14 protein-coding genes and 3 pseudogenes are annotated in these 18,289 nt (G+C 67.9%); 9 read left to right on the forward strand and 8 right to left on the reverse strand.

From position 1 onward, the window contains the following. Window positions 1-124: 124 nt before the first annotated feature. Entirely contained in the window at window positions 125-313 is a 189-nt protein-coding gene (locus tag LU671_RS18420) for a hypothetical protein (protein ID WP_028691681.1), read from the forward strand. 141 nt (window positions 314-454) lie between these two features. Continuing rightward, window positions 455-550 (forward strand): annotated as a pseudogene (locus LU671_RS18425) (DUF1330 domain-containing protein); the annotation flags it as partial. Here the strand turns inward: LU671_RS18425 and LU671_RS18430 are convergent. After that, window positions 551-1,642 (reverse strand): TerC family protein, encoded by a 1,092-nt coding sequence (locus LU671_RS18430; RefSeq protein ID WP_232856479.1) that lies wholly within the window; start codon window positions 1,640-1,642, stop codon window positions 551-553. 420 nt (window positions 1,643-2,062) lie between these two features. Further along, a pseudogene (locus tag LU671_RS18435) lies at window positions 2,063-2,954 on the reverse strand (bile acid:sodium symporter family protein); the annotation flags it as partial. A 174-nt stretch (window positions 2,955-3,128) separates the two neighbouring features. Between LU671_RS18435 and LU671_RS18440 the strand changes: the two are divergent. Then, a complete protein-coding gene (locus LU671_RS18440) occupies window positions 3,129-4,007 on the forward strand; it encodes a Dyp-type peroxidase (protein ID WP_232856481.1) in 879 nt (292 codons plus the stop codon). A 121-nt stretch (window positions 4,008-4,128) separates the two neighbouring features. On the opposite strand, the gene LU671_RS18445 is transcribed toward LU671_RS18440, so the two are convergent. The 6 genes from LU671_RS18445 to LU671_RS18470 all read right to left on the reverse strand — a co-directional run bounded on the left by LU671_RS18445 (window position 4,129) and on the right by LU671_RS18470 (window position 10,180). Beyond that, window positions 4,129-5,415 (reverse strand): alginate export family protein, encoded by a 1,287-nt coding sequence (locus LU671_RS18445; RefSeq protein ID WP_232856515.1) that lies wholly within the window; start codon window positions 5,413-5,415, stop codon window positions 4,129-4,131. A gap of 168 nt (window positions 5,416-5,583) precedes the next feature. Continuing rightward, on the reverse strand, window positions 5,584-6,351 hold the full coding sequence (locus LU671_RS18450) for an SDR family oxidoreductase (protein ID WP_232856482.1): 768 nt from the start codon (window positions 6,349-6,351) through the stop codon (window positions 5,584-5,586). Continuing rightward, window positions 6,348-7,139, reverse strand: coding sequence for an SDR family NAD(P)-dependent oxidoreductase (locus tag LU671_RS18455; RefSeq protein ID WP_232856483.1), 792 nt, complete (start codon window positions 7,137-7,139; stop codon window positions 6,348-6,350). Before LU671_RS18455 ends, LU671_RS18450 begins: the two co-directional genes overlap by 4 nt. Next, window positions 7,136-7,954: a molybdenum cofactor biosynthesis F family protein gene (locus tag LU671_RS18460; protein ID WP_232856484.1), complete on the reverse strand. Its 819-nt coding sequence runs from the start codon at window positions 7,952-7,954 to the stop codon at window positions 7,136-7,138. Before LU671_RS18460 ends, LU671_RS18455 begins: the two co-directional genes overlap by 4 nt. 76 nt (window positions 7,955-8,030) lie before the next feature. Further along, window positions 8,031-8,690: a helix-turn-helix transcriptional regulator gene (locus LU671_RS18465; protein ID WP_232856485.1), complete on the reverse strand. Its 660-nt coding sequence runs from the start codon at window positions 8,688-8,690 to the stop codon at window positions 8,031-8,033. A gap of 2 nt (window positions 8,691-8,692) precedes the next feature. Continuing rightward, complete coding sequence (locus tag LU671_RS18470; protein WP_232856486.1) at window positions 8,693-10,180, reverse strand: aldehyde dehydrogenase family protein; 1,488 nt, start codon at window positions 10,178-10,180, stop codon at window positions 8,693-8,695. Between the two features lie 325 nt (window positions 10,181-10,505). Here LU671_RS18470 and LU671_RS18475 point away from each other — a divergent pair, with 325 nt between their 5' ends. From LU671_RS18475 to LU671_RS18500, 6 genes and pseudogenes are all read left to right on the forward strand, one after another. Beyond that, complete coding sequence (locus LU671_RS18475; protein WP_203647068.1) at window positions 10,506-11,675, forward strand: p-hydroxyphenylacetate 3-hydroxylase oxygenase component; 1,170 nt, start codon at window positions 10,506-10,508, stop codon at window positions 11,673-11,675. 120 nt (window positions 11,676-11,795) lie between these two features. After that, a pseudogene (locus tag LU671_RS18480) lies at window positions 11,796-12,302 on the forward strand (flavin reductase family protein); the annotation flags it as partial. Between the two features lie 302 nt (window positions 12,303-12,604). After that, the gene (locus tag LU671_RS18485; protein WP_232856487.1) at window positions 12,605-13,951 is read left to right on the forward strand and encodes a hypothetical protein; all 1,347 of its coding nucleotides are present in this window, start codon (window positions 12,605-12,607) and stop codon (window positions 13,949-13,951) included. Between the two features lie 26 nt (window positions 13,952-13,977). Beyond that, the gene (locus LU671_RS18490) at window positions 13,978-16,212 is read left to right on the forward strand and encodes an Ig-like domain-containing protein (protein WP_232856488.1); all 2,235 of its coding nucleotides are present in this window, start codon (window positions 13,978-13,980) and stop codon (window positions 16,210-16,212) included. 13 nt (window positions 16,213-16,225) lie between these two features. Next, entirely contained in the window at window positions 16,226-16,696 is a 471-nt protein-coding gene (locus tag LU671_RS18495; RefSeq protein WP_232856489.1) for a curlin, read from the forward strand. Window positions 16,697-16,726: 30 nt separating this feature from the next. Further along, on the forward strand, window positions 16,727-18,172 hold the full coding sequence (locus LU671_RS18500) for a curlin (RefSeq protein WP_232856490.1): 1,446 nt from the start codon (window positions 16,727-16,729) through the stop codon (window positions 18,170-18,172). Window positions 18,173-18,289 lie beyond the last annotated feature (117 nt).

Genomic DNA, 18,289 nt, shown 5'->3' on the forward strand with positions numbered 1-18,289 from the left:
TCGGACCAGGAAATTTTGTCCGACTGGTCTGCAAATGACCGGCTAGTCTCACTTCAACGGACCGCCGCTTCACTAGGCAGGCGTATTGCCTGCCGGCACGGTCGCCATTGGAGGGAGACAGGGCATGAGCGAATCCTATTTCGAAGACCTGAACGATGCGTTTCCGATCAACAGCCAGGTGCGCTGTGGCCAGGCAGCCGTGCGCCTGGGCTTTGCCAACATGACCCTGGACGAGTCGGAACAACTGCAACCGGCGCACCTGCAGCGGGCCAAGAAGGGGCGTTTCACGCCGCGTGTCCCGTCGAAGAAGTAAATCCGCGCTGAATCCCCATCGCGGCGCCCACAGGTCCTGTGGGCGCCGTCGCGTTCAATGGGCCCCGGCGCCCTTGCTCAGGTCGCTCTTCGTGGTTGGCCAGGATCACCCCCCCCCGGCGACCTTCTGCAGTGCCGCGGGGCCCGCTACCGGTCGGACCTGTACCAGGATGCCTGCCGCCATTGCCAGGGCGTGGCGCTGGCGCAGGTGATCATCGTCGAGGGGCTCGCCCCCTGATCAGACCCGCAGGTGCGGGTCTTTCTTTTCCGGGTTTTCGCCGGCAGGGCGTGGAGTCGCCGGCTTGTCCGTGGTGGGCAGCGGCGTGTCCTGCACGGCGTCGGTATCGGCGGGTGGCGACTGGTCACGGGTGCGCAGCAGTGACAACAGCACTCCGCCCAGCAGCAATCCGAACGTCACCCCCAGCGATATCCCGGCCGGCACCTTGCCCACCAGCCCGTGCCAGAAGATCTTGCAGCCGATGAAGATCAGCACCAGCGCCAGCGCGTACTTGAGGTAGACGAAGCGGTGCATCAGCGCCGCCAGGGCGAAGTACAGCGAACGCAGGCCAAGGATGGCGAAGATGTTCGAGGTGTAGACGATGAACGGGTCCTGGGTGATGGCGAAGATCGCCGGCACGCTGTCGACGGCGAACACCAGGTCGGCCAGCTCGATCAAGACCAGGGCGAGGAACAGCGGCGTGGCATAGCGGGTCGCCCGCGTCGCCCCGGGCGGCGTGAGCTGGACGAAGAAGTGCCGGCCATGCAGCTGGTCGGTGACGCGCATGTGCCGGCGCACGAAGCGCAGCACCGGGTTGTTGGCCAGGTCCGGGTGGGCGTCGTCCTTTGACAGGGCCATCTTCACCCCGGTGAACAGCAGGAAGGCGCCGAACAGGTACAGCACCCAGGCGAAGTGCTGCACCAGCGCGGCGCCCACGCCGATCATGATCGCCCGCAGCACCACCACCCCGAGGATGCCCCAGAACAGCACCCGATGCTGGTAGCGGCGGGGGATGGCGAAGAAACTGAAGATCATCGCCATGACGAACACGTTGTCCATCGACAGCGACTGCTCGACCAGGAAACCGGTGTAGAACTCCAGCGCCGGCTGCGCGCCCAGCTCATGCCAGACCCACAGGCCGAACAGCACGCCGACGCTGAAGTAGCCCGAGTACAGCAACAGGCTTTCGCGCATCTCGATCTCGCGGTCCTGGCGGTGCAGCACACCCAGGTCGAGAACCAGCAAGGCGATGACGATGGTGATGAAGACCAGCCACAACCAGGCGCTGGTGCCGAGAAAAGGCGTGAAGAGGAAATGCTGCAGAGCCGTCATGAGCCCCTCCTTGATTGTCGACGTTGCAAGGCAACAGTGATTCCGACATGGCGGCGCAAACCGTCAGAGGGGCCCGGCATCACATGCTTCTGAGCCTAGTCGCGATCGCCGGGCTTGCGAATGGCAGGCTGTTACATTTCTTTGCCTGAATCCAATGGTTGCGAAGTATCCGCCGACCGGGGCGCCAACATCGAGGCGTGGTGAGTATCCCGAGTCCGACCCGAAACGGGGCTCGGAATGCTCATGTACGCCAGTGCATTGCGCTTGCTTCCCCTTTTCGCCTAGTTTGGCCTCGCGCAGACACATTTCGTACTTAGGCGCAGCCCTTTCAAGGTGTTCGCCGTAACCCTTACAGCGAACACTTGGTAGCCCTGATGCGGTCAATAGCCCTCGAGCCCAAACACCTTGAAAGACCTGGTACTCAGGCGCAGTCGCTGACGGTGCCGGCGGCCTTGTGCCCTCGGCTCACCCACCAGCCAAACCCCGCCGCCGTGAAGAACATGATCAGGCTGTAGATCGCCGCCGGCACCGCCATGGTCGCGTTGTTGAGCAGCGTCGGGCTCAGGGCCAGGGCGATGGCCAGGGTGCCGTTGTGGATGCCGATCTCCATGCCGATGGCGATCGCCTGGCGCTTCGGAATGCTCAGCAGGCGCGGCACCCAGTAGCCCACCGCGAGGCTGAGCAGGTTGAACAGCAGCGCGGCGCCCCCGACGATCGGCGCGTACTCGACCACGGTCTGCCAGTCCTTGGCCAGGGCCAGGACGATGGTGAAGGCCAGGAACAGCGCCGCGACGATCTTCATTGGTTTTTCCATGCGCGCGGCGAAGCGCGGCGTCCAGTGGCGAATCAGCATGCCCAGCGCCACCGGCAGCAGGACGATGGCGAACACCTGCATGACCTTGGCGAACTGCAGCGGGATGGCCTGGTCCGATTCCATGAACCAGACCAGCGACAGGTTCACCAGCAGCGGCATGGTGAGGATGGCGATCAGCGAGTTGACCGCGGTCAGGGTGATGTTCAGCGCCACGTCGCCATGGGCCAGGTGGCTGAACAGGTTGGCGGTGGTGCCGCCCGGAGAGGCGGCCAGCAGCATCAGGCCCACCGCCAGTGCCGATTCGAGGCCGAAACCGTTGGCGATCAGGAAGCACACCAGCGGCAGCAGCAGGATCTGGCAGATCAGGCCGATCACCACCGGCTTGGGGTACTTCACCACCCGGGCGAAGTCGGCCAGGGTCAGCGACAGGCCCAGGCCGAGCATGATGATACCCAGGGCCAGCGGCAGAAGGGCGGTGAGCAGCGGGGAGGCGGTCATGGGCGGTCTCTCGGGCGAAGGATTCCGAGGAGTGTAGGTGGTGGCGCAACGATAGCTAATCGCAACTGGCCTACCTTGGTAACCGATTGTTACCGGGGCGAGCGGCCCTGTGTCGCGTTGCGGTGCATCGCACGGCGCAGTAGCATTCGACCTTTTGCCGAGGATTCGCCTGTCATGCCGTTCCAGCCAGGTCTGCTTGCCACTCCGGTGCCGGCCCATGCCCGCCACCTGTTCTTCGCCCTCGACTCGCTCGAGGCCTTGCCCGCCGTCCTCGACCAGCTGTTGCCGCAGGTCGATGGGCAGAGCCTGATCCTGGGCGTCGGCGCGCCGCTGGCCAAGGCCCTGGGCCGCGAAGTGCCGGGCCTGCGCAGCTTCCCGCAACTGGACGCGGTGGTGGAGAACCCGGCGACCCAGCACGCCCTGTGGCTGTGGCTGCGCGGCGCCGAACGCGGCGAGCTGTTCCTGCGCGCCCAGGCCCTGCAGCAGGCGCTGGCGCCGGCCCTGCGCCTGGTCGACAGCGTCGACGGTTTCCTGCACCGCGGCGGCCACGACCTGACCGGCTACGAAGACGGCACCGAGAACCCGGTGGACGAAGACGCCGTCGCCGCGGGCATCGTGCCGGGCGAGGCGCCTGGCCTGGCGGGCTCCAGCTTTGCCGCGTTCCAGCTGTGGAAGCACGACCTGGAGTACTTCAAGTCGCTGCCCCAGGCTGAACAGGACAACATCATCGGTCGCCGCCTGAGCGACAACGAAGAACTCGACGATGCGCCCGAGTCGGCCCACGTCAAGCGTACCGCCCAGGAAAGCTTCGCGCCGGAGGCGTTCGTGGTGCGTCGTTCGGTGGCCTGGACCGATGAACGTGGCGCCGGCCTGGCGTTCGTCGCCCTGGGCTTCTCGCTGGATGCCTTCGAGGTGCAGCTGCGGCGCATGAGCGGGCTCGAGGATGGCGTGATCGATGGCCTGTACCGCTTCAGCCGGCCGTTGACGGGGGGGTACTACTGGTGCCCGCCGTTGGCTGAAGTCGGTGCCGACCTGCGCCTTCTGCTGGGCTGATGGATCCAGGGGCTGCTGCGCAGCCCTTTCGCGGCACAAGGCCGCTCCTACAGCAGAATGCGCGTCCCTGTAGGAGCGGCCTTGTGCCGCGAACGGGGCGCAGGGCGCCCCCGGTACCCCTTCAGAACGGCACAGCCACCGTCAACTGACTATAAATATTGGTTCCGCTCCCCACCTGGTTGCCGCCATTGCTTTGATCCTTGCGCGGCTTGAACAGCCCCAGCAGCGGGGTGACGATCAGGTGCTCGTTGACTGCCCACTCCACATACAGGTCCAACTCCTGGGCATCCAGGTTCAGGGTGTCGCGGGTGCGCACGGTGTCGAAGTCGAAGAACAGCGCGCCGAGGGTGAGATCGTCCCGTGGCGTGGCCTTCAGGCCCACATGGTGGATGCCGCTGTTGGTGTTGAACGGCCCGGCATAGTTGCCGGCGACCTCGCCCTGGATCCAGGTGCCGTAGCCGCTGGACAGGCCGGTGAACAGCAGGTCCCAGCCCGCCGAATAGCGGGTGTAGCGGTAGGTCAGCTGCGGTGCCCAGGGGGCTTCGGCGAAGGTGTAGGCGGCCTCGGCGTACCAGGCGGTCTCGCGGCCGCCGCGCTTGTCCTGCCAGGCATACTCGAAGGCGAAGCGGGTGTTTTCCAGCCCGACGCCACCTTCGCCGCGCAGGCTGTACACATCCATGCCCTCACGGGCCTTCTGGAACTCGCTGGCCCACTGGTCGGTCACGTCGATGCCGTGGATATAGGTCAGGCCCAGGGTGCCCAGGTCATGGGTGTAGTCCAGGGTGCCGGCCGCCAGCTCGGTTTCGGCCTGGGCACGGTTGTCGGACTTGAGCCACAGCACGCTGCCATGCAGCCCCTGCTTGCCGCCCAGGCGCAGCACCGCGGTGCGGTCGAAGGCGTGGCGCGCGCCCAGGTAGAAGCCGCCGCCGCGATTGAGCTGGCCGTCGGCCGGGCCCTTGCCCAGGTTGGGGCCGTCGTCGTTGATCAGGAAGCCGCTGCCCAGGCGGATCACCTGGCGCCCGCCGGACAGGTCAACGCCATCCTTGCCCAGCAACGGGAACAGATCACCCGAGCGCCAGCCCAGGTAGGCGTCCTCGATCTTGGTGGTGCGTTCGGAGCCGTCCTGGTTGCCGCCGGCGTCGCCGTCGCCCCAGGCGCCGGAGCTGACCCAGTTGAAGGCGCCGTACAGGCTGCCGTTGCCGCCCAGGCCCTGGTCGCCGCTGAGGCCGTACTTGATGAAACCCTCGCGCCAGGTCGAGCCGCCGGGAGTGCCGTCGTAGTTGTGGCGGCTGTTGAACATGCCCCAGACCGCGAGCAGGTCGGCATTCAGGTGGCTGTCGTCGGCGGCGTGCAGCTCGTAGGCCGGGCTGGCCGGGCCATGGACCAGCAGGGCCAGGGCCGCGGCCATTGCGGTGCGACGTGGGGTGAGACGCATGGATCGATCCTCGTTTGTTGTGTGCGGTCTTGGGTGCCGCGTTGTTGTGGAGGCAGTGTCGAAAGGCGACGGGCTATTAGCGCGTGGAACGCTGGCGGCGGTCTTGCCCGTGGCTGCCAGCGGTCTTGCATATCACCGCCATCACAGGCTCGCGGCGCTCTCCGGCAAGGTCGCGCCGCCGTCGACCACCAGGGTCTGGCCGGTGATGTAGCAGGCGGCGTCAGAGGCGAGGAACAGCATCGCCGCGGCGATATCGGCCGGCTCGCCCAGTCGCCCCAGGGGCACGCCGGCGGCGATCCGGGCGTTCAGGGTGGTATCGCCGAGGTTGTCCATGGCCGGCGTGCGCACCATCCCCGGCTCCACGCCGTTGACCCGCACGTTGAATGGCGCCAGTTCCAGCGCGGCATTGCGAATGAAGCCATTGACCCCGGCCTTGGACGCCGCGTAATGGCTCAGGCCCGGGTAGGCCACCCGGGGCCCGGTCACCGACGAGGTGGCCAGCACGCATCCGCCACCCTGGCGGCGGAACAGGGGCAGGGCGCCCTGGACAAGCCAGAACAATGCGCCCAGGTTCACCGCCAGGGTGCGCTGCAACAGGGCCGGGTCGATCTCGGTGAGTGGGGTGAGTGGAAAGTAGGCGGCGTTGTGCACCAGCACGTCCAGGCGTTGCAGTCCGGCCAGCGAGGCGCGGATCGCGCCGGGGTCGGCCAAGTCGAGGACCTCCCCACGAACCTCGTGCCCCAACGCCACCTGGTCCTCGACCAGGCGCTGCAACGCCTGCGGGTCGAGGTCCAGCGCCAGCACCCGGGCGCCGTCACGGGCGAAACCCTCGACGATGGCCTGGCCGATGCCGCCTGCCGCGCCGGTGACCAGCACCGTGCGGCCTTTGAAGTCGTAGCGCGCGTTCATGCCGATGGCTCCAGGCGGGTGTAGGCCAGGGTCGGCACGTCGACCACGGTCGAACCGCCATCGGCGGTGATCACCGCGCCGGTGACGATGCTGGCTTCGGCGCCGACCAGGAACTGGCACACGGCGGCAATCTCGTCGCTGCTGGCCGGGCGGCGCAGCGGCACGTCGGCGGTGACCCGCCGGTAGGCGGCGTCGAGGTCTTCCTGGTAGTGATCCATCAATGGCTGCATCTCCTGATCCGCCATGGGCGTGCGCACCCAGCCTGGGCAGACGCAGTTGACCCGCACGCCGAATGGCCCGTAGTCACGGGCCAGCGAGCGGGTCAGGCCGACCAGGGCATGCTTGGCGGTGGTGTAGCCGCAGACCTCGGGGCCGGCCGCCAGCGAGGCGATGGAGCCCAGCAGCACCAGGCTGCCGCGCCGCTCGCGCAGCAACGGCAGGCAGGCCCGGGCAGTGTGGAAGGCGCTGTCGAGGTTGCCGCGCAGGGCCTCGCGCCAGGCGGCGTCGCTGGTCTGCTCGGCCGGTCCCAGGCCATGGCCGCCGGCGCAGGCGATTACCGCGTCGAGGCCGCCGAAACGGGTGCGCACCTGCTCGATGAAGCCGGCCCAGGCAGCGCTGTCGGCGGCGTCGCCGGCCAGCACCAGGCCATCGCACAGCTGCGCGACGCGCTGCAGCGCTTCGCGGCGGCGGCCCACCAGCGCTACCTGCCAGCCCTGGCCGGCCAGGCGCAGGGCGCAGGCTTCACCGATGCCGCTGCCGGCCCCGGTGATCAGCACGCTGCGGCTCACTGCGCATACTCCGTGCGGTTGAGCACCCGGCAGTGGGACGACACCGGGAAATTGGCCAGCGCATCGAAGCCGCCGCCCTGGTAGCCGAAAATCTTGCCGTCGCTGCGGTGGTGCGCCAGGTCGATCATCACCAGGCCCAGGGTGGGCACGATCTTCTCGCACCAGACGAACAGGTACAGCTGCTCGGCGATCTTGTAGTAGTACGCCCGGTCGGTGTCGCACAGGCCCTGCTCGACGCCCTTGAGGCACTGCCAGCTGTAGTAGTTGGCGTTGAGGTAGATGTGCTCGTACTCCTCGGTGGGGCTGTAGCGGTAGTGGTTGCGCAGGCCGACCAGCTCGGTGGTCGGCGCGTGGGGGCAGGCGCCGGCCTGCCAGGGGCGGTCGAGGCTGCCGTGCAGGAAGCTGGCCTCGACGCCGGTCAGCGCTTCGCCGGCCAGGGCCAGGGCGTACAGGCCGCGCTGGGTGCGGGCCTGGTCGGGCAAGCGGCCGAGCACGGCGGTGAAGGCGTGCTCGAGGGTGTCGAGCACCAGCGACACCGACCAGGCCTGGCCGGCCTCGTGCTTGATGAAGTCGACCAGGTAGATGCCGGGGCGCACCGAGGTGGCCCGGTAGCCGGCGCTGCCGTTGCTGTGGCCGTCCGCCGCGCGCCAGTGCAGGCGCTCGCTGTCGAAGCGGTGTTCGATGACCCAGCCATTGGCGAAGTGCAGGGTGAGCGTGCGCCCGGACAGGTCGGCCAGTTGCGGCAGGATGAAGGCCTCGGGCGCGAAGCCGTCGGCGAGCGCGCCCACGGTGATCCAGTCGGCGGTGTTGGGCATGGCGGTGACTCCTGTGGTTGGGGTGGCCACAGGGTGCAACGGTGTGACGGGCGGCGGTATCAACCGGAAGGTTGAGTCACAGGTAGAGGCTGGTCACCAGCTCGGTGCGGTTGCGCACGCCGAGCTTGCGGAACAGGTTGATCAGGTGGGTCTTCACCGTCGGCAGGCCGACGCCCAGGGCGCGGGCGATCAGTTTGTTGCTGCTGCCCTGGCGCAGCAGCTCGGCGATCTGCCGTTCCCGTGGCGTCAGTTCGACGGGCGCGGGCGCGCTCGCCAGCGGCTGGCTGGTCACGGCGAGTTGCATCAGCCCGTGCAGGGGCAGCAGGCGTTCGAGTTCGTCGCTGCGGAACTCACCGAGGCTGGCACAGCGCAACAGCGAGACGCCGGCCACGGGGCGGCCATCGGCCTGGGCGATGATCTCCACCACGTCCACCACCTGATGCTGCGCGAGGAAACGCCGGTAGGTCTGGCCCTGGGCTTCGGGCAGGCAGGCCAGGCCCTGGCGCAGCGACACCACCGGTTGGCCGATGGCCAGGCAGCGCTCGGGCTGCAGCGGGTCGAAGGCCCGGTAGTGCTCGAGGTAGCGGGCATGCATCGGTGCCTGCAGGTCCTGCAACAGGAAGTCGCAGGCCTGCTGCCCGGCATCGATGCGGTAGAACGCCGCCAGCGAGGCCGGCACCTGCTGGCTGAAGGCCTGCAGGCAGTAGCGGCCCAGGTCGTAGTTGGCGTGGGTCATGGTCAGTAGCGGATCATCACCGACTTCAGCTCGGTGAAGTCGTCGATGAAGGCCGAGCCGAACTCGCGGCCAATACCCGAGGCCTTGATGCCGCCGAACGGCACCGCCGGGTCGAGCAGGGTGTGCATGTTGACCCACAGGGTCCCGGCCTGGATCTCCGGGATCAGGCGCATGGCCTTGCCCAGGTCGTTGGTCCACAGGCTCGCGCTCAGACCGTAGGGCGAGGCGTTCATCAGGTGGATCAGTTCGTCCTCATGGTCGTAGGGCAGGAAGGTCGCCACCGGGCCGAAGGTTTCCTGGTTGAGCAGGGTGTCGCCCGCGTTGTTGGCGAGGATGACCGTGGGTTCGACGAAGCAGCCTGGGCCGTCGCCGAGGCGTCCGCCATGGACGATGCGGTTGCCCTCGGCACGGGCAGTGGCGAACAGCTCGCCGAGCTTCTGCTGGTGCGGTTTGTTGGCCACCGGGCCGAACTGGGTGGCTTCGTCCAGGGGTGAGCCGATCTTCAACTGGCCCAGGCGCTGGGACAGGGCTTCGAGCAGCGGGTCGAGGCGCGAGCGATGGACGTAGAAGCGCTCGCCGGCGGCGCAGATCTGCCCGGAGTGCAGGAAGCCGGCCTCGATGATGCCGTCCACCGCCTTGTCGACGGCGACATCGGGCAGGAACGCCACCGCGTTCTTGCCGCCCAGCTCCAGGGTCGCCCGGGTCAGCTTGGCGCCCATGGCCGCCTGGCCGACGGCGATGCCGGTGGGCACGGAGCCGGTGAACGACACCTTGTCGGTGCCGGGGTGCTCGACCAGCGCCTTGCCCACCAGGCCGCCGCCAGTCAGCACATTGAGCGCGCCCGGCGGCAGGCCGGCCTGGCTGGCCAGCTCGGCGATGCGCAGCAGGGTCAGCGGGGTGAATTCGCTGGGCTTGAGCACGATGCTGCAGCCGGTGGTCAGGGCCGAGGCCAGTTTCCACAGAGCAATCATGGTGGCGAAGTTCCACGGCACGATGCCCACCACCACGCCCACCGGCTCGCGCAGGGTGAAGGCGCTGTAGCGCTCGCCGGCGAAGGAGGGCAGGGATGGGGTGATGGTCTGGCCGGTGATCTTGGTGGCCCAGCCGGCGTAATAGCGCAGGAAGTGCGCGGCCTGCTCCACCTCGAAGGCGCGGGCGATGCCGATCAGCTTGCCCGACTGCAGGGTTTCCAGCTGGGCCAGTTCCTCGCGGTTGGCCTCCAGCAGGTCGGCCAGGCGGAACAACACCGCGGCGCGGGCGGCGGGGCTGGTGCGCGACCAGCTGGCAAAGCCCTGGCGGGACGATTCGACGGCGCGCTCGACATCGGCCAGGTTGGCATCGGCGACCTGGGCGATGGCTTCGCCGTTGGCCGGGTTGTGCACGGTGATGCGGGCGCTGGATTGGCTGGCGACCGATGCGCCATGGATGTACAGACCGTGGTCGCGGGCCAGGAAGGCGCTGACGCTGGGGAGGAGGGGGATATCGCTCATGGCAGGGCTCCGGGTAATGGCGAGATGCGTTGATCCAGGCGCTGCGCTGCTTGGCACCGGCTGTGCCGGTGATCGCGGGGCAAGCCCGCTCCTACAGGGATCTGTGGCGCTGGTTTGTTGCAGGTTACGACGCGCAGCCCTGTGCTTCTTGTCTGCCCGTGCCGCCCCCATGACCCTGCCTGCCAGGCGCCACGAAAAGTGCAATCCGAGGTGCGGAAGTTGCATTTTCCACCTCGCCCACGGCTCCCATACTGACCCGGCATTCATCAGCGAGCGGCCCCTTCCAGGCAGCGTTCGCCAGGGTCCAATAACAATGAGCCAGACCATGAAAAAGCCAAACTCCCTGCTCGAAGACCTCAAGCCCCTGTTGCCGGCCATCGCCGCCCGCGCCGACCAGGCCGAGCGCGAGCGCAGCGTGCCCGCCGAGAACATCGCCGCGCTCAAGGCCATCGGCCTGCACAAGGCCTTCCTGCCCAGGCATTACGGCGGCCTGGAAATCAGCCTGCCGCAGTTCGCCGAGTGCATCGCCGCATTGGCCGGCGCCTGCGCCAGCACCGCTTGGGCGATGAGCCTGCTGTGCACCCACAGCCATCAGCTGGCGATGTTCCCGGCACGCTTGCAGGACGAGATCTGGGGCCGCGACCCGGACGCCACCGCCAGCAGCAGCATCGCGCCGTTCGGCCGTACCGAGGAGGTCGAGGGCGGCGTGCTGTTCAGCGGCGAGATGGGCTGGAGCAGCGGCTGCGACCACGCCGAGTGGGCGATCATGGGCTTTCGCCGGGGCAACCCCGAGGGCGGCCAGGACTACTGCTTCGCCGTGCTGCCGCGCAGCGACTACCAGATCCGCGACGACTGGTTCGCCGCCGGCATGCGCGCCAGTGGCAGCCGCACGCTGATCGTCGAGCGTGCCTTCGTGCCCGAACACCGCATCCAGAAGGCCAGGGACATGATGGAGGGCCAGTCGGCGGGCTTCGGGCTGTACCCGGACAGTGCGATCTACTTCAACCCGTACCGGCCGTACTTCGCCAGCGGGTTCTCCACGGTCAGCCTGGGCATCGCCGAGCGCATGCTCGAGGTCTTCAGGGACAAGACCCGCAACCGCGTGCGCGCCTACACCGGCGCCGCCGTCGGCGCGGCCACCCCGGCGCTGATGCGCCTGGCCGAGTCCACCCACCAGGTCGCCGCGGCGCGGGCGTTGCTGGAAAAGAGCTGGGAGCAGATCGCCGAGTACAGCGCCCGGCACCAATACCCGACCCGCACCGAGCTTACCTACTGGCGCACCAACCAGGGCTACGCGGTCAAGCTGTGCATCCAGGCCGTGGATCGGCTGATGGAGGCGGCCGGCGGCGGCGCCTGGTTCGACGGCAACGAGCTGCAGCGGCTGTTCCGCGATGCGCACATGACCGGCGCGCATGCCTACACCGACTACGACGTCTGCGCGCAGATCCTCGGGCGCGAGCTGATGGGGCTGGAGCCGGACCCGGCGATGACCTGATCTGCAACCGATAAACATGGACGGAACAACGTGGGAGCGGGCTTGCCCCGCGATAGCGCTCGACCAGACAAGCCCGCGCCCGCAAACCGACCCAGCCCGATAACAATGACGGAGCCTTGCATGTCCACTCCCTTCGATAGCCGCGCCTTCCGCCGCGCCCTGGGCAACTTCGCCACCGGCGTCACCGTGATCACCGCCGCCGACGCCTCCGGGCGCAAGGTCGGCGTCACCGCCAACAGCTTCAACTCGGTATCCCTCGATCCGCCGCTGGTGCTCTGGAGCATCGACAAACGCTCAGGCAGCCATGCGGTGTTCGAGGCCGCCGGGCACTTCGCGGTGAACGTGCTGGCCGCCGACCAGATCGACCTGTCCAACACCTTTGCCCGCCCCAGCGAAGACCGCTTCGCCGGAATCGAACACGAGACCGGAGAGGGTGGGGCGCCCTTGCTGCCAGGCTGCGCGGCGCGTTTTCGCTGCGAGAAGTTCCAGCAGATCGATGGCGGCGATCACTGGATCCTCCTCGGCCGGGTGCTGGCCTTCGACGACCTGGGCGGCTCGCCGCTGCTCTATCACCAGGGTGCGTACTCCAGGGTCCTGCCGCACACGCTGATGGAACGTCGTACCGAGAGGTAGCGTATTCAAGGCGTTCGATGCACGCCTTGTAACGCCGGCCAGATCGAGCACCACGCGCACAGCGCTCGATCTGACCGGCGCACAATCCCTTGCGGTGAATACCTCGCCACCCTGGCCCCATTCCCCAATGCTGGGTCCACCCGCCCATCTGCAACACTTCGCCGGATACCGGTCAGGCACGCTGGAACCCTTGATCCAGAGCCATTTCTCAAGGCCATGGGAAACCTGGCACAACAGTTGCCGATGCCTCTGCAGACGCCCCAACCCATGGGCCCGTTTGCAGGAGGAAGCAACTCATGCACCGACCGACTCCCCACCCGCTGGCCGTGGCGATCTTCGCCGGCCTGCTCCAGCTACCGGCCCAGGCTGCGCTGTATGCGGTCGACAGCGGCCCGTATACCCTGCCCACCGGCAAGTTCCCCGCCTGGTACCAGGACAGCCATGGCCGAGTGCTCGACCTGTGCCTGTCCAAGGCGGTGAGCTCACGGGTCGCCGGCGCCCCCGGCGCGCCGTCGTACATGTGCACGCTGCTGCCCACACCCGGCGTGTTCGACGATACCCAACCGATCGTCTTCCCCAGCAACTTCCCCGACGAGGCCTTCTGGTTCACCGCCGACGCCGCCATCGTCGATGCCGCCCGCGGCATCGACCTGAGCTTTGGCTCGGCCATCGAGGCTGCTTTCGCCGCCGAGGAGCCGGTGGATGGCGACCAGGTCAGCTTCGCCCGGGTGCGCATCCGCGTCGATGTGCCGGTGGCCGGCACCTACACCATCACCCATCCCTACGGCGTCGACGTGTTCGACGTGCCGGCGGGCGGGCGCCGGGCGATCAACATGACCCGCGACATCGGCATCGGCTCTCCCGGCGACTACAGCGGCGCGCTCAAAGGCGACGTCGGGCCGTTCCTGCGCAGTGTCAACGGCCCCTACACCGAAACCAACCCGGGCACCGGCGCCAGCGAACGCTACATCGGCGACCCGAACCTGGAAGAGCCGGTCACCGGCAGCCCGTTCAACACCAACTTCGTGCGCATCGAGGGCCCCAACGGCATCGACCTGCGCACCGAGCTGTTCGCCATCTCCGGCAAGCTGTCCACGGTCAACCGCCCGACGCCGTTGATCCCGCAGCGCAGCACCTACTCGCGGCACACCGTCAACGGTGACCTGCGGGCCCAGCAGGATGTATTCGTCATGGCGCCGCCGGCGCCGGCCACGGTCACCCTGACCAGCCAGACGCCGAGCCTGGCTCTGGGCGAGGCCAACGGCACCGGCGCCTGGTACGGCCAGTCGGCGCTCAACCCGACCCTGCCGCTGACCCTGCAGGTGACCGCCGACAACAGCCTGGCCATCGCCACCAGCACGCCGACCAGCGCCGCCATGCCGCTGACCGACCTGGTGACCATCAGCCGCGCCGAATACAGCCTGGCCAGCGGCCAGCTGACCCTGGTCGCCAGCAGCAGCGACGAGACCAGTCCGCCCGCACTCACCGCCCGCACCGGCAACGGTGCGCTGATCGGCAACCTGAGCGGCAACGGCGCGGTCAAGTCCCTGACCACCGGGCTGTCACCCATCCCGCCAGCGCAGGTGCAAGTCACCAGCAGCCACGGCGGCAGCGACAACGAAGACGTGGTGCTGGTGCCATGAACAGACACCGCCTTCAAGGAGGCCGCATGAATACTTGGTCGCGTCGGGCGCTGTGCGCCGCCGGTTTCACCCTTACCGTCAGCAGCGCGGCCTGGGCTGCGCTGAGCGAGGTCGATCCCGGCCCCTACACCTTCGCCACCGGGGGCTACCCGATGTGGTACAAGGACGCCAACAACCTTGCCCTGGAGCTGTGCCAGTCACGCGCCACCAGCTCGCGGGCACCGGGTGCGCCGGGCGCCCCGGCCTACATGTGCACGCTGCTGCCCGAGCCCGGGGTCTACGACGACGCCCTGCCGCTGGTGTTCCCGGACAACTGGCCGCCGGAGATGTTCTGGTTCCTGGCCGAGACCGAGATCCCGCAGGTGGGCAACAGCGGCTACGAGCTGGAAGTCTATGTCGCCGGCCTCGAGGCGGCCTTCGCCGCCGAGAACCCGGTCAACGGCGACCAGCAGAGCTTTGCCCGCATTCGCATCCGCGCCTCGGTGCCGCGCACCGGCACCTACACCATCACCCACCCGTTCGGGGTCGAGACAGTCAACGTGACCACCGCCGGCCGACGGGCGATCAACATCACCCGCGACATCGGCATCGGCGCGCCGGGCAACTTCAGCGGCGCCCTGAACGGTAACCTCGGCCCGTTCCTGCGCGGCGTCGGCGGCCCGTACACCGAGGTCAACCCGGACACCGGTGCCACCGAGACTTTCGTCGGCGACCCGAACATCACCGAGGCGGTGACCGGCAGCCCGAACAACACCAACTTCGTGCGCATCCAGGGTCCGGCGGGCACCATCCAGACCAACGTCTTCACCGTCTCCGGCAAGGTCCTCGACCAGCGCCAGCAGACCCCGGTGACGCTGCAGCGCGCCACCTACCAGCGCAACGCCGCCGGCACCCGCGTCGAGGTCTTCGCCAAGGCGCCGAACAGCGCCAGCCTGTGCCTGCGCAACGGCCTGGCGCTGATCGGCTCGCCGCCCTCGCCGTGCCAGTTCAGCATGCTCGCCGACAACAACGGGCTGTTCTTCAGCCAGCAACTGAGCCAGGCCGTGCCACCGTCGGTGGTGGTGGTCACCGCCAGCAGCCCGGCCGGCACCACGCGGCCGACGGCGCTTTCGAGCAAGCTCAGCGATGTGGTCAAGGTCGCCACCGCACGCTACGACTGGAGCGCCAAGCGCCTGCTGGTCGAGGCTCGCTCCAGCGATGAAGTGGTGGTGCCCGACCTGCTGGTTCAGGGCTTCGGGCGCATGTCCAAGTCCGGCGTGCAGCAGAGCCTGACGGTCAACGACCTGGCCCAGCCACCCGCCAGCATCACCGTCAAGTCGGCCCACGGCGGTATCGACGTGGAGCCGGTGGTGGTGGTCGGCAATGCCCCGGTGCCCACCGAGAACCAGGCCCCCGTGGCCCAGGCCGACAGCGCCAGCACTAGTGTCGGGGTGCCGATCACCCTCAACCTGCTGGCCAACGACAGCGACCCGGACGGCAACGTGCCACTGAGCATCACCGACCTCACCCAGCCGGGCACCGGCCTGGGCGGCGTGGTACTCAACGGCACCACCGCGGTGACCTACACCCCGCCGGCCGGCGCCACCGCGCCAGTGGTGGCGACCTTCAGCTACCGCGCCCAGGACGCCAAGGGCCTGAAGTCGACCCCGGCCACGGTGACCGTCAACGTCGCGCCGAACCGTCCACCGAGCGCGGTGGCCGACAGCGTCGCCACCCTCGGCGTGCCGCTGACCATCAACGCCCTGGCCAACGACACCGACCCGGAAGGCAACCTGCCTCTGACCATCGCCAGCGTTACCCAGCCGACCCCGGCCGGGCGCGGCACGGTCAGCACCGACGGCAACGTGATCACCTACACGCCGCCGGCCACGGTGAGCGCGGCCTTCAGCACCAGCTTCAGCTACATCGCCCGTGACTCGATCGGCGCCACCTCGACGCCCGGCACGGTCACCGTGCAGGTGTCGCCACGGCCGGCCCAGGAAACCTTCGCGGTCACCGCGGCGACGGTCACGGCGCGCTCGAACAACCGCTTCAACTGGGATATCAGCGGCACATCCTCGGTGACCACCGGCAACACCATCACCGTGCGCGTGACCACCACCACCGGCGTGCAGACCCTCGGTACCACCACCGTGCCGGTCACCGGCCGCTGGCGCCTGACGGTGAGCAACAGCACGACCTTGGTGCCCACCGCCGCGCCGACCGCCACGGTGACCAGCAGCCAGGGCACCACGCGCACGGTCAACGTGGTGGTGCAGTAAACGGAGGGATGCCATGAACGCCCTGTACCCACTGCTGCTGAGCCTGGCCCTGACCGGCCAGGCCCTGGCCGACGACCTGATGGACAACGCCGACCTCGACGTCGGCAGCGACCTCGGCGAGCCGCTGGTGCTGCGCCTGCTGCCGACCGCTGCCGGCCAGGTTGCGGTGATCGAGCAGCTGGGCACGGGCAACCGCGCCGCCCTCGACCAGAACGGCCAGGCCCTGCTGGGCCGGATCGTCCAGGCCGGGAGCGCGCAGGAGGCGTACATCCTGCAGGAAGGCAGCGACCTGACGGCCGCGATCAGCCAGCAGGGCCAGGGCAACAACGCCACGATCCGCCAGAACGGCAGCGACAACAGCGCCGCCATCGAGCAGATCGGCAACCACAACAGCGCCACCATCGACCAGCGCGGCACGGGGCTGAACAGCACCGTGACCCAGGCCGGCAACGGCCAGCAGGTCCATGTCAGCCAATACCGCTAGGCCCAACACGACAGATCTGGAGGCAACACCATGCACAAGCTCGCCCCCCTGAGCGCTGCCATCGTCCTGGCCCTTGCCGGCCAGGCCATGGCCGACGACAGCATCTCGACCCAGTCCCAGCAGGGCAACCAGAACATCGCCGAGGTCAAGCAGAGCCAGGCGCCGTTCGCCTCGGCCACGCAGAACCAGACCGGCCACGACCATAACCACATGGCGCTGCAGGACAACAGCACCAGCCATATCCAGCAGAGCGCCACCGGCTCGTTCAACGCCGGTTACGCCGAGCAGTTGTACGAGAACGGCAGCCAGATCACCCAGCAGTCCGGCGGCAGCCTCAACGACGCCTTCGCCAGCCAGTCGGTGGGCGAGAACAACGAGTCCCTGCAGATCCAGCTGGGCAGCGGCAACCGCTCGGTCATCTGGCAGGACACCCAACTGGGCAGCCAGGCCACCACCTTGCAGTCAGGCCATGGCAACGACGCCACGGTCGAGCAGCTGTTCGGCGGCAGCAACAACAAGAGCGTGATCATGCAGGGCGGCACCGGCAACCAGGCGGCCGCCGAGCACATGACTCACCAGGACGGCGATATCGCGATCTACCAGGAGGGCAGGCAGAACTGGGCCTATGGCGACCAGCGCGACGGCCTGGGCGGCACCATCGGCATCGACCAGTACGGCACCGGCAACTCGGTGGAGGTGTGGCAGGACAACCAGGCCGCCAGCCAGGCCAGCGTGTACCAGAATGGTCAGGCCAACGAAGGCTACATCGACCAGAGCTTCGGCCAGGGCAACAGCGCAGGCCTCAGCCAGACCGGTCGCGGCAATGCCAGCTGGTCGGACCAGTACGAGACCAGCCAGGCGGTGACCAGTATTTCCCAAGTAGGCAACAACAACCTGCATTTCACCTACCAGACCGGCGACAACCACAGCCTGACCATCAGCACGGCGGGCAATGCCAACAAGATCATGGCCAGCAACTGGAAGGGCGAAAAATCCGGTGGGCAGTTCGGCGTCGGCCAACAGGCGCAGATCAACCAGACCGGGAATGGCAACGGCGTCAACATCACCCAGGAAGGCAACGCCCAGGTCGCGCGGCTGGACCAGAACGGCAACCGCAACCAGATGGAAACCCGCCAGGCCGACAGCAACAACGAGCTGTACTTCGAGCAGAACGGCAGCGACAACCTGCTCATCGCCGACCAGCGCGGCACCGCCAACTACGCCGAAGGCCTGGCCGCCGGCAATGGCGGCAGCATCACCCTCGACCAGTCGGGCAGTGGCAACCAGAGCTACACCTACCAGCTGTACGGCAATGGCAACGAGGCCACCATCAAGCAGACCGACGTGGCCAACCTTGCCTACGTGACCCAGGGTGGCAACGGCAACCAGGCGTTCGTCGACCAGAGTGGCGCAAGCCAGACCGCCACCATCACCCAGTATGGCAATGCCAACTCGGCGACTGTAACCCAGCAGTGACAGGCTCCCCCCTTGAACCGCGGTGTTTGCTCTCCCTGGCGCCGCGGTTCCTTTTTCCCGCTTTGCGTGACCATCCGTCGGTAACGGCACAAGGCCTGTCGAAACATTCGCTACCTG

The organism is Pseudomonas sp. NMI760_13 (genome assembly GCF_021283245.1).
In the GTDB taxonomy this organism is placed as follows: Bacteria; Pseudomonadota; Gammaproteobacteria; order Pseudomonadales; family Pseudomonadaceae; genus Aquipseudomonas; species Aquipseudomonas peradeniyensis.

Coding starts and splice junctions, on each gene's coding strand:
- LU671_RS18420 (WP_028691681.1), top strand. CDS start 125: ATGAGCGAATCCTATTTCGAAGACCTGAACGATGCGTTTCCGATCAAC.
- LU671_RS18430 (WP_232856479.1), bottom strand. CDS start 1,642: ATGACGGCTCTGCAGCATTTCCTCTTCACGCCTTTTCTCGGCACCAGC.
- LU671_RS18440 (WP_232856481.1), top strand. CDS start 3,129: ATGCCGTTCCAGCCAGGTCTGCTTGCCACTCCGGTGCCGGCCCATGCC.
- LU671_RS18445 (WP_232856515.1), bottom strand. CDS start 5,415: ATGGCCGCGGCCCTGGCCCTGCTGGTCCATGGCCCGGCCAGCCCGGCC.
- LU671_RS18450 (WP_232856482.1), bottom strand. CDS start 6,351: ATGAACGCGCGCTACGACTTCAAAGGCCGCACGGTGCTGGTCACCGGC.
- LU671_RS18460 (WP_232856484.1), bottom strand. CDS start 7,954: ATGCCCAACACCGCCGACTGGATCACCGTGGGCGCGCTCGCCGACGGC.
- LU671_RS18465 (WP_232856485.1), bottom strand. CDS start 8,690: ATGACCCACGCCAACTACGACCTGGGCCGCTACTGCCTGCAGGCCTTC.
- LU671_RS18470 (WP_232856486.1), bottom strand. CDS start 10,180: ATGAGCGATATCCCCCTCCTCCCCAGCGTCAGCGCCTTCCTGGCCCGC.
- LU671_RS18475 (WP_203647068.1), top strand. CDS start 10,506: ATGAAAAAGCCAAACTCCCTGCTCGAAGACCTCAAGCCCCTGTTGCCG.
- LU671_RS18485 (WP_232856487.1), top strand. CDS start 12,605: ATGCACCGACCGACTCCCCACCCGCTGGCCGTGGCGATCTTCGCCGGC.
- LU671_RS18490 (WP_232856488.1), top strand. CDS start 13,978: ATGAATACTTGGTCGCGTCGGGCGCTGTGCGCCGCCGGTTTCACCCTT.
- LU671_RS18495 (WP_232856489.1), top strand. CDS start 16,226: ATGAACGCCCTGTACCCACTGCTGCTGAGCCTGGCCCTGACCGGCCAG.
- LU671_RS18500 (WP_232856490.1), top strand. CDS start 16,727: ATGCACAAGCTCGCCCCCCTGAGCGCTGCCATCGTCCTGGCCCTTGCC.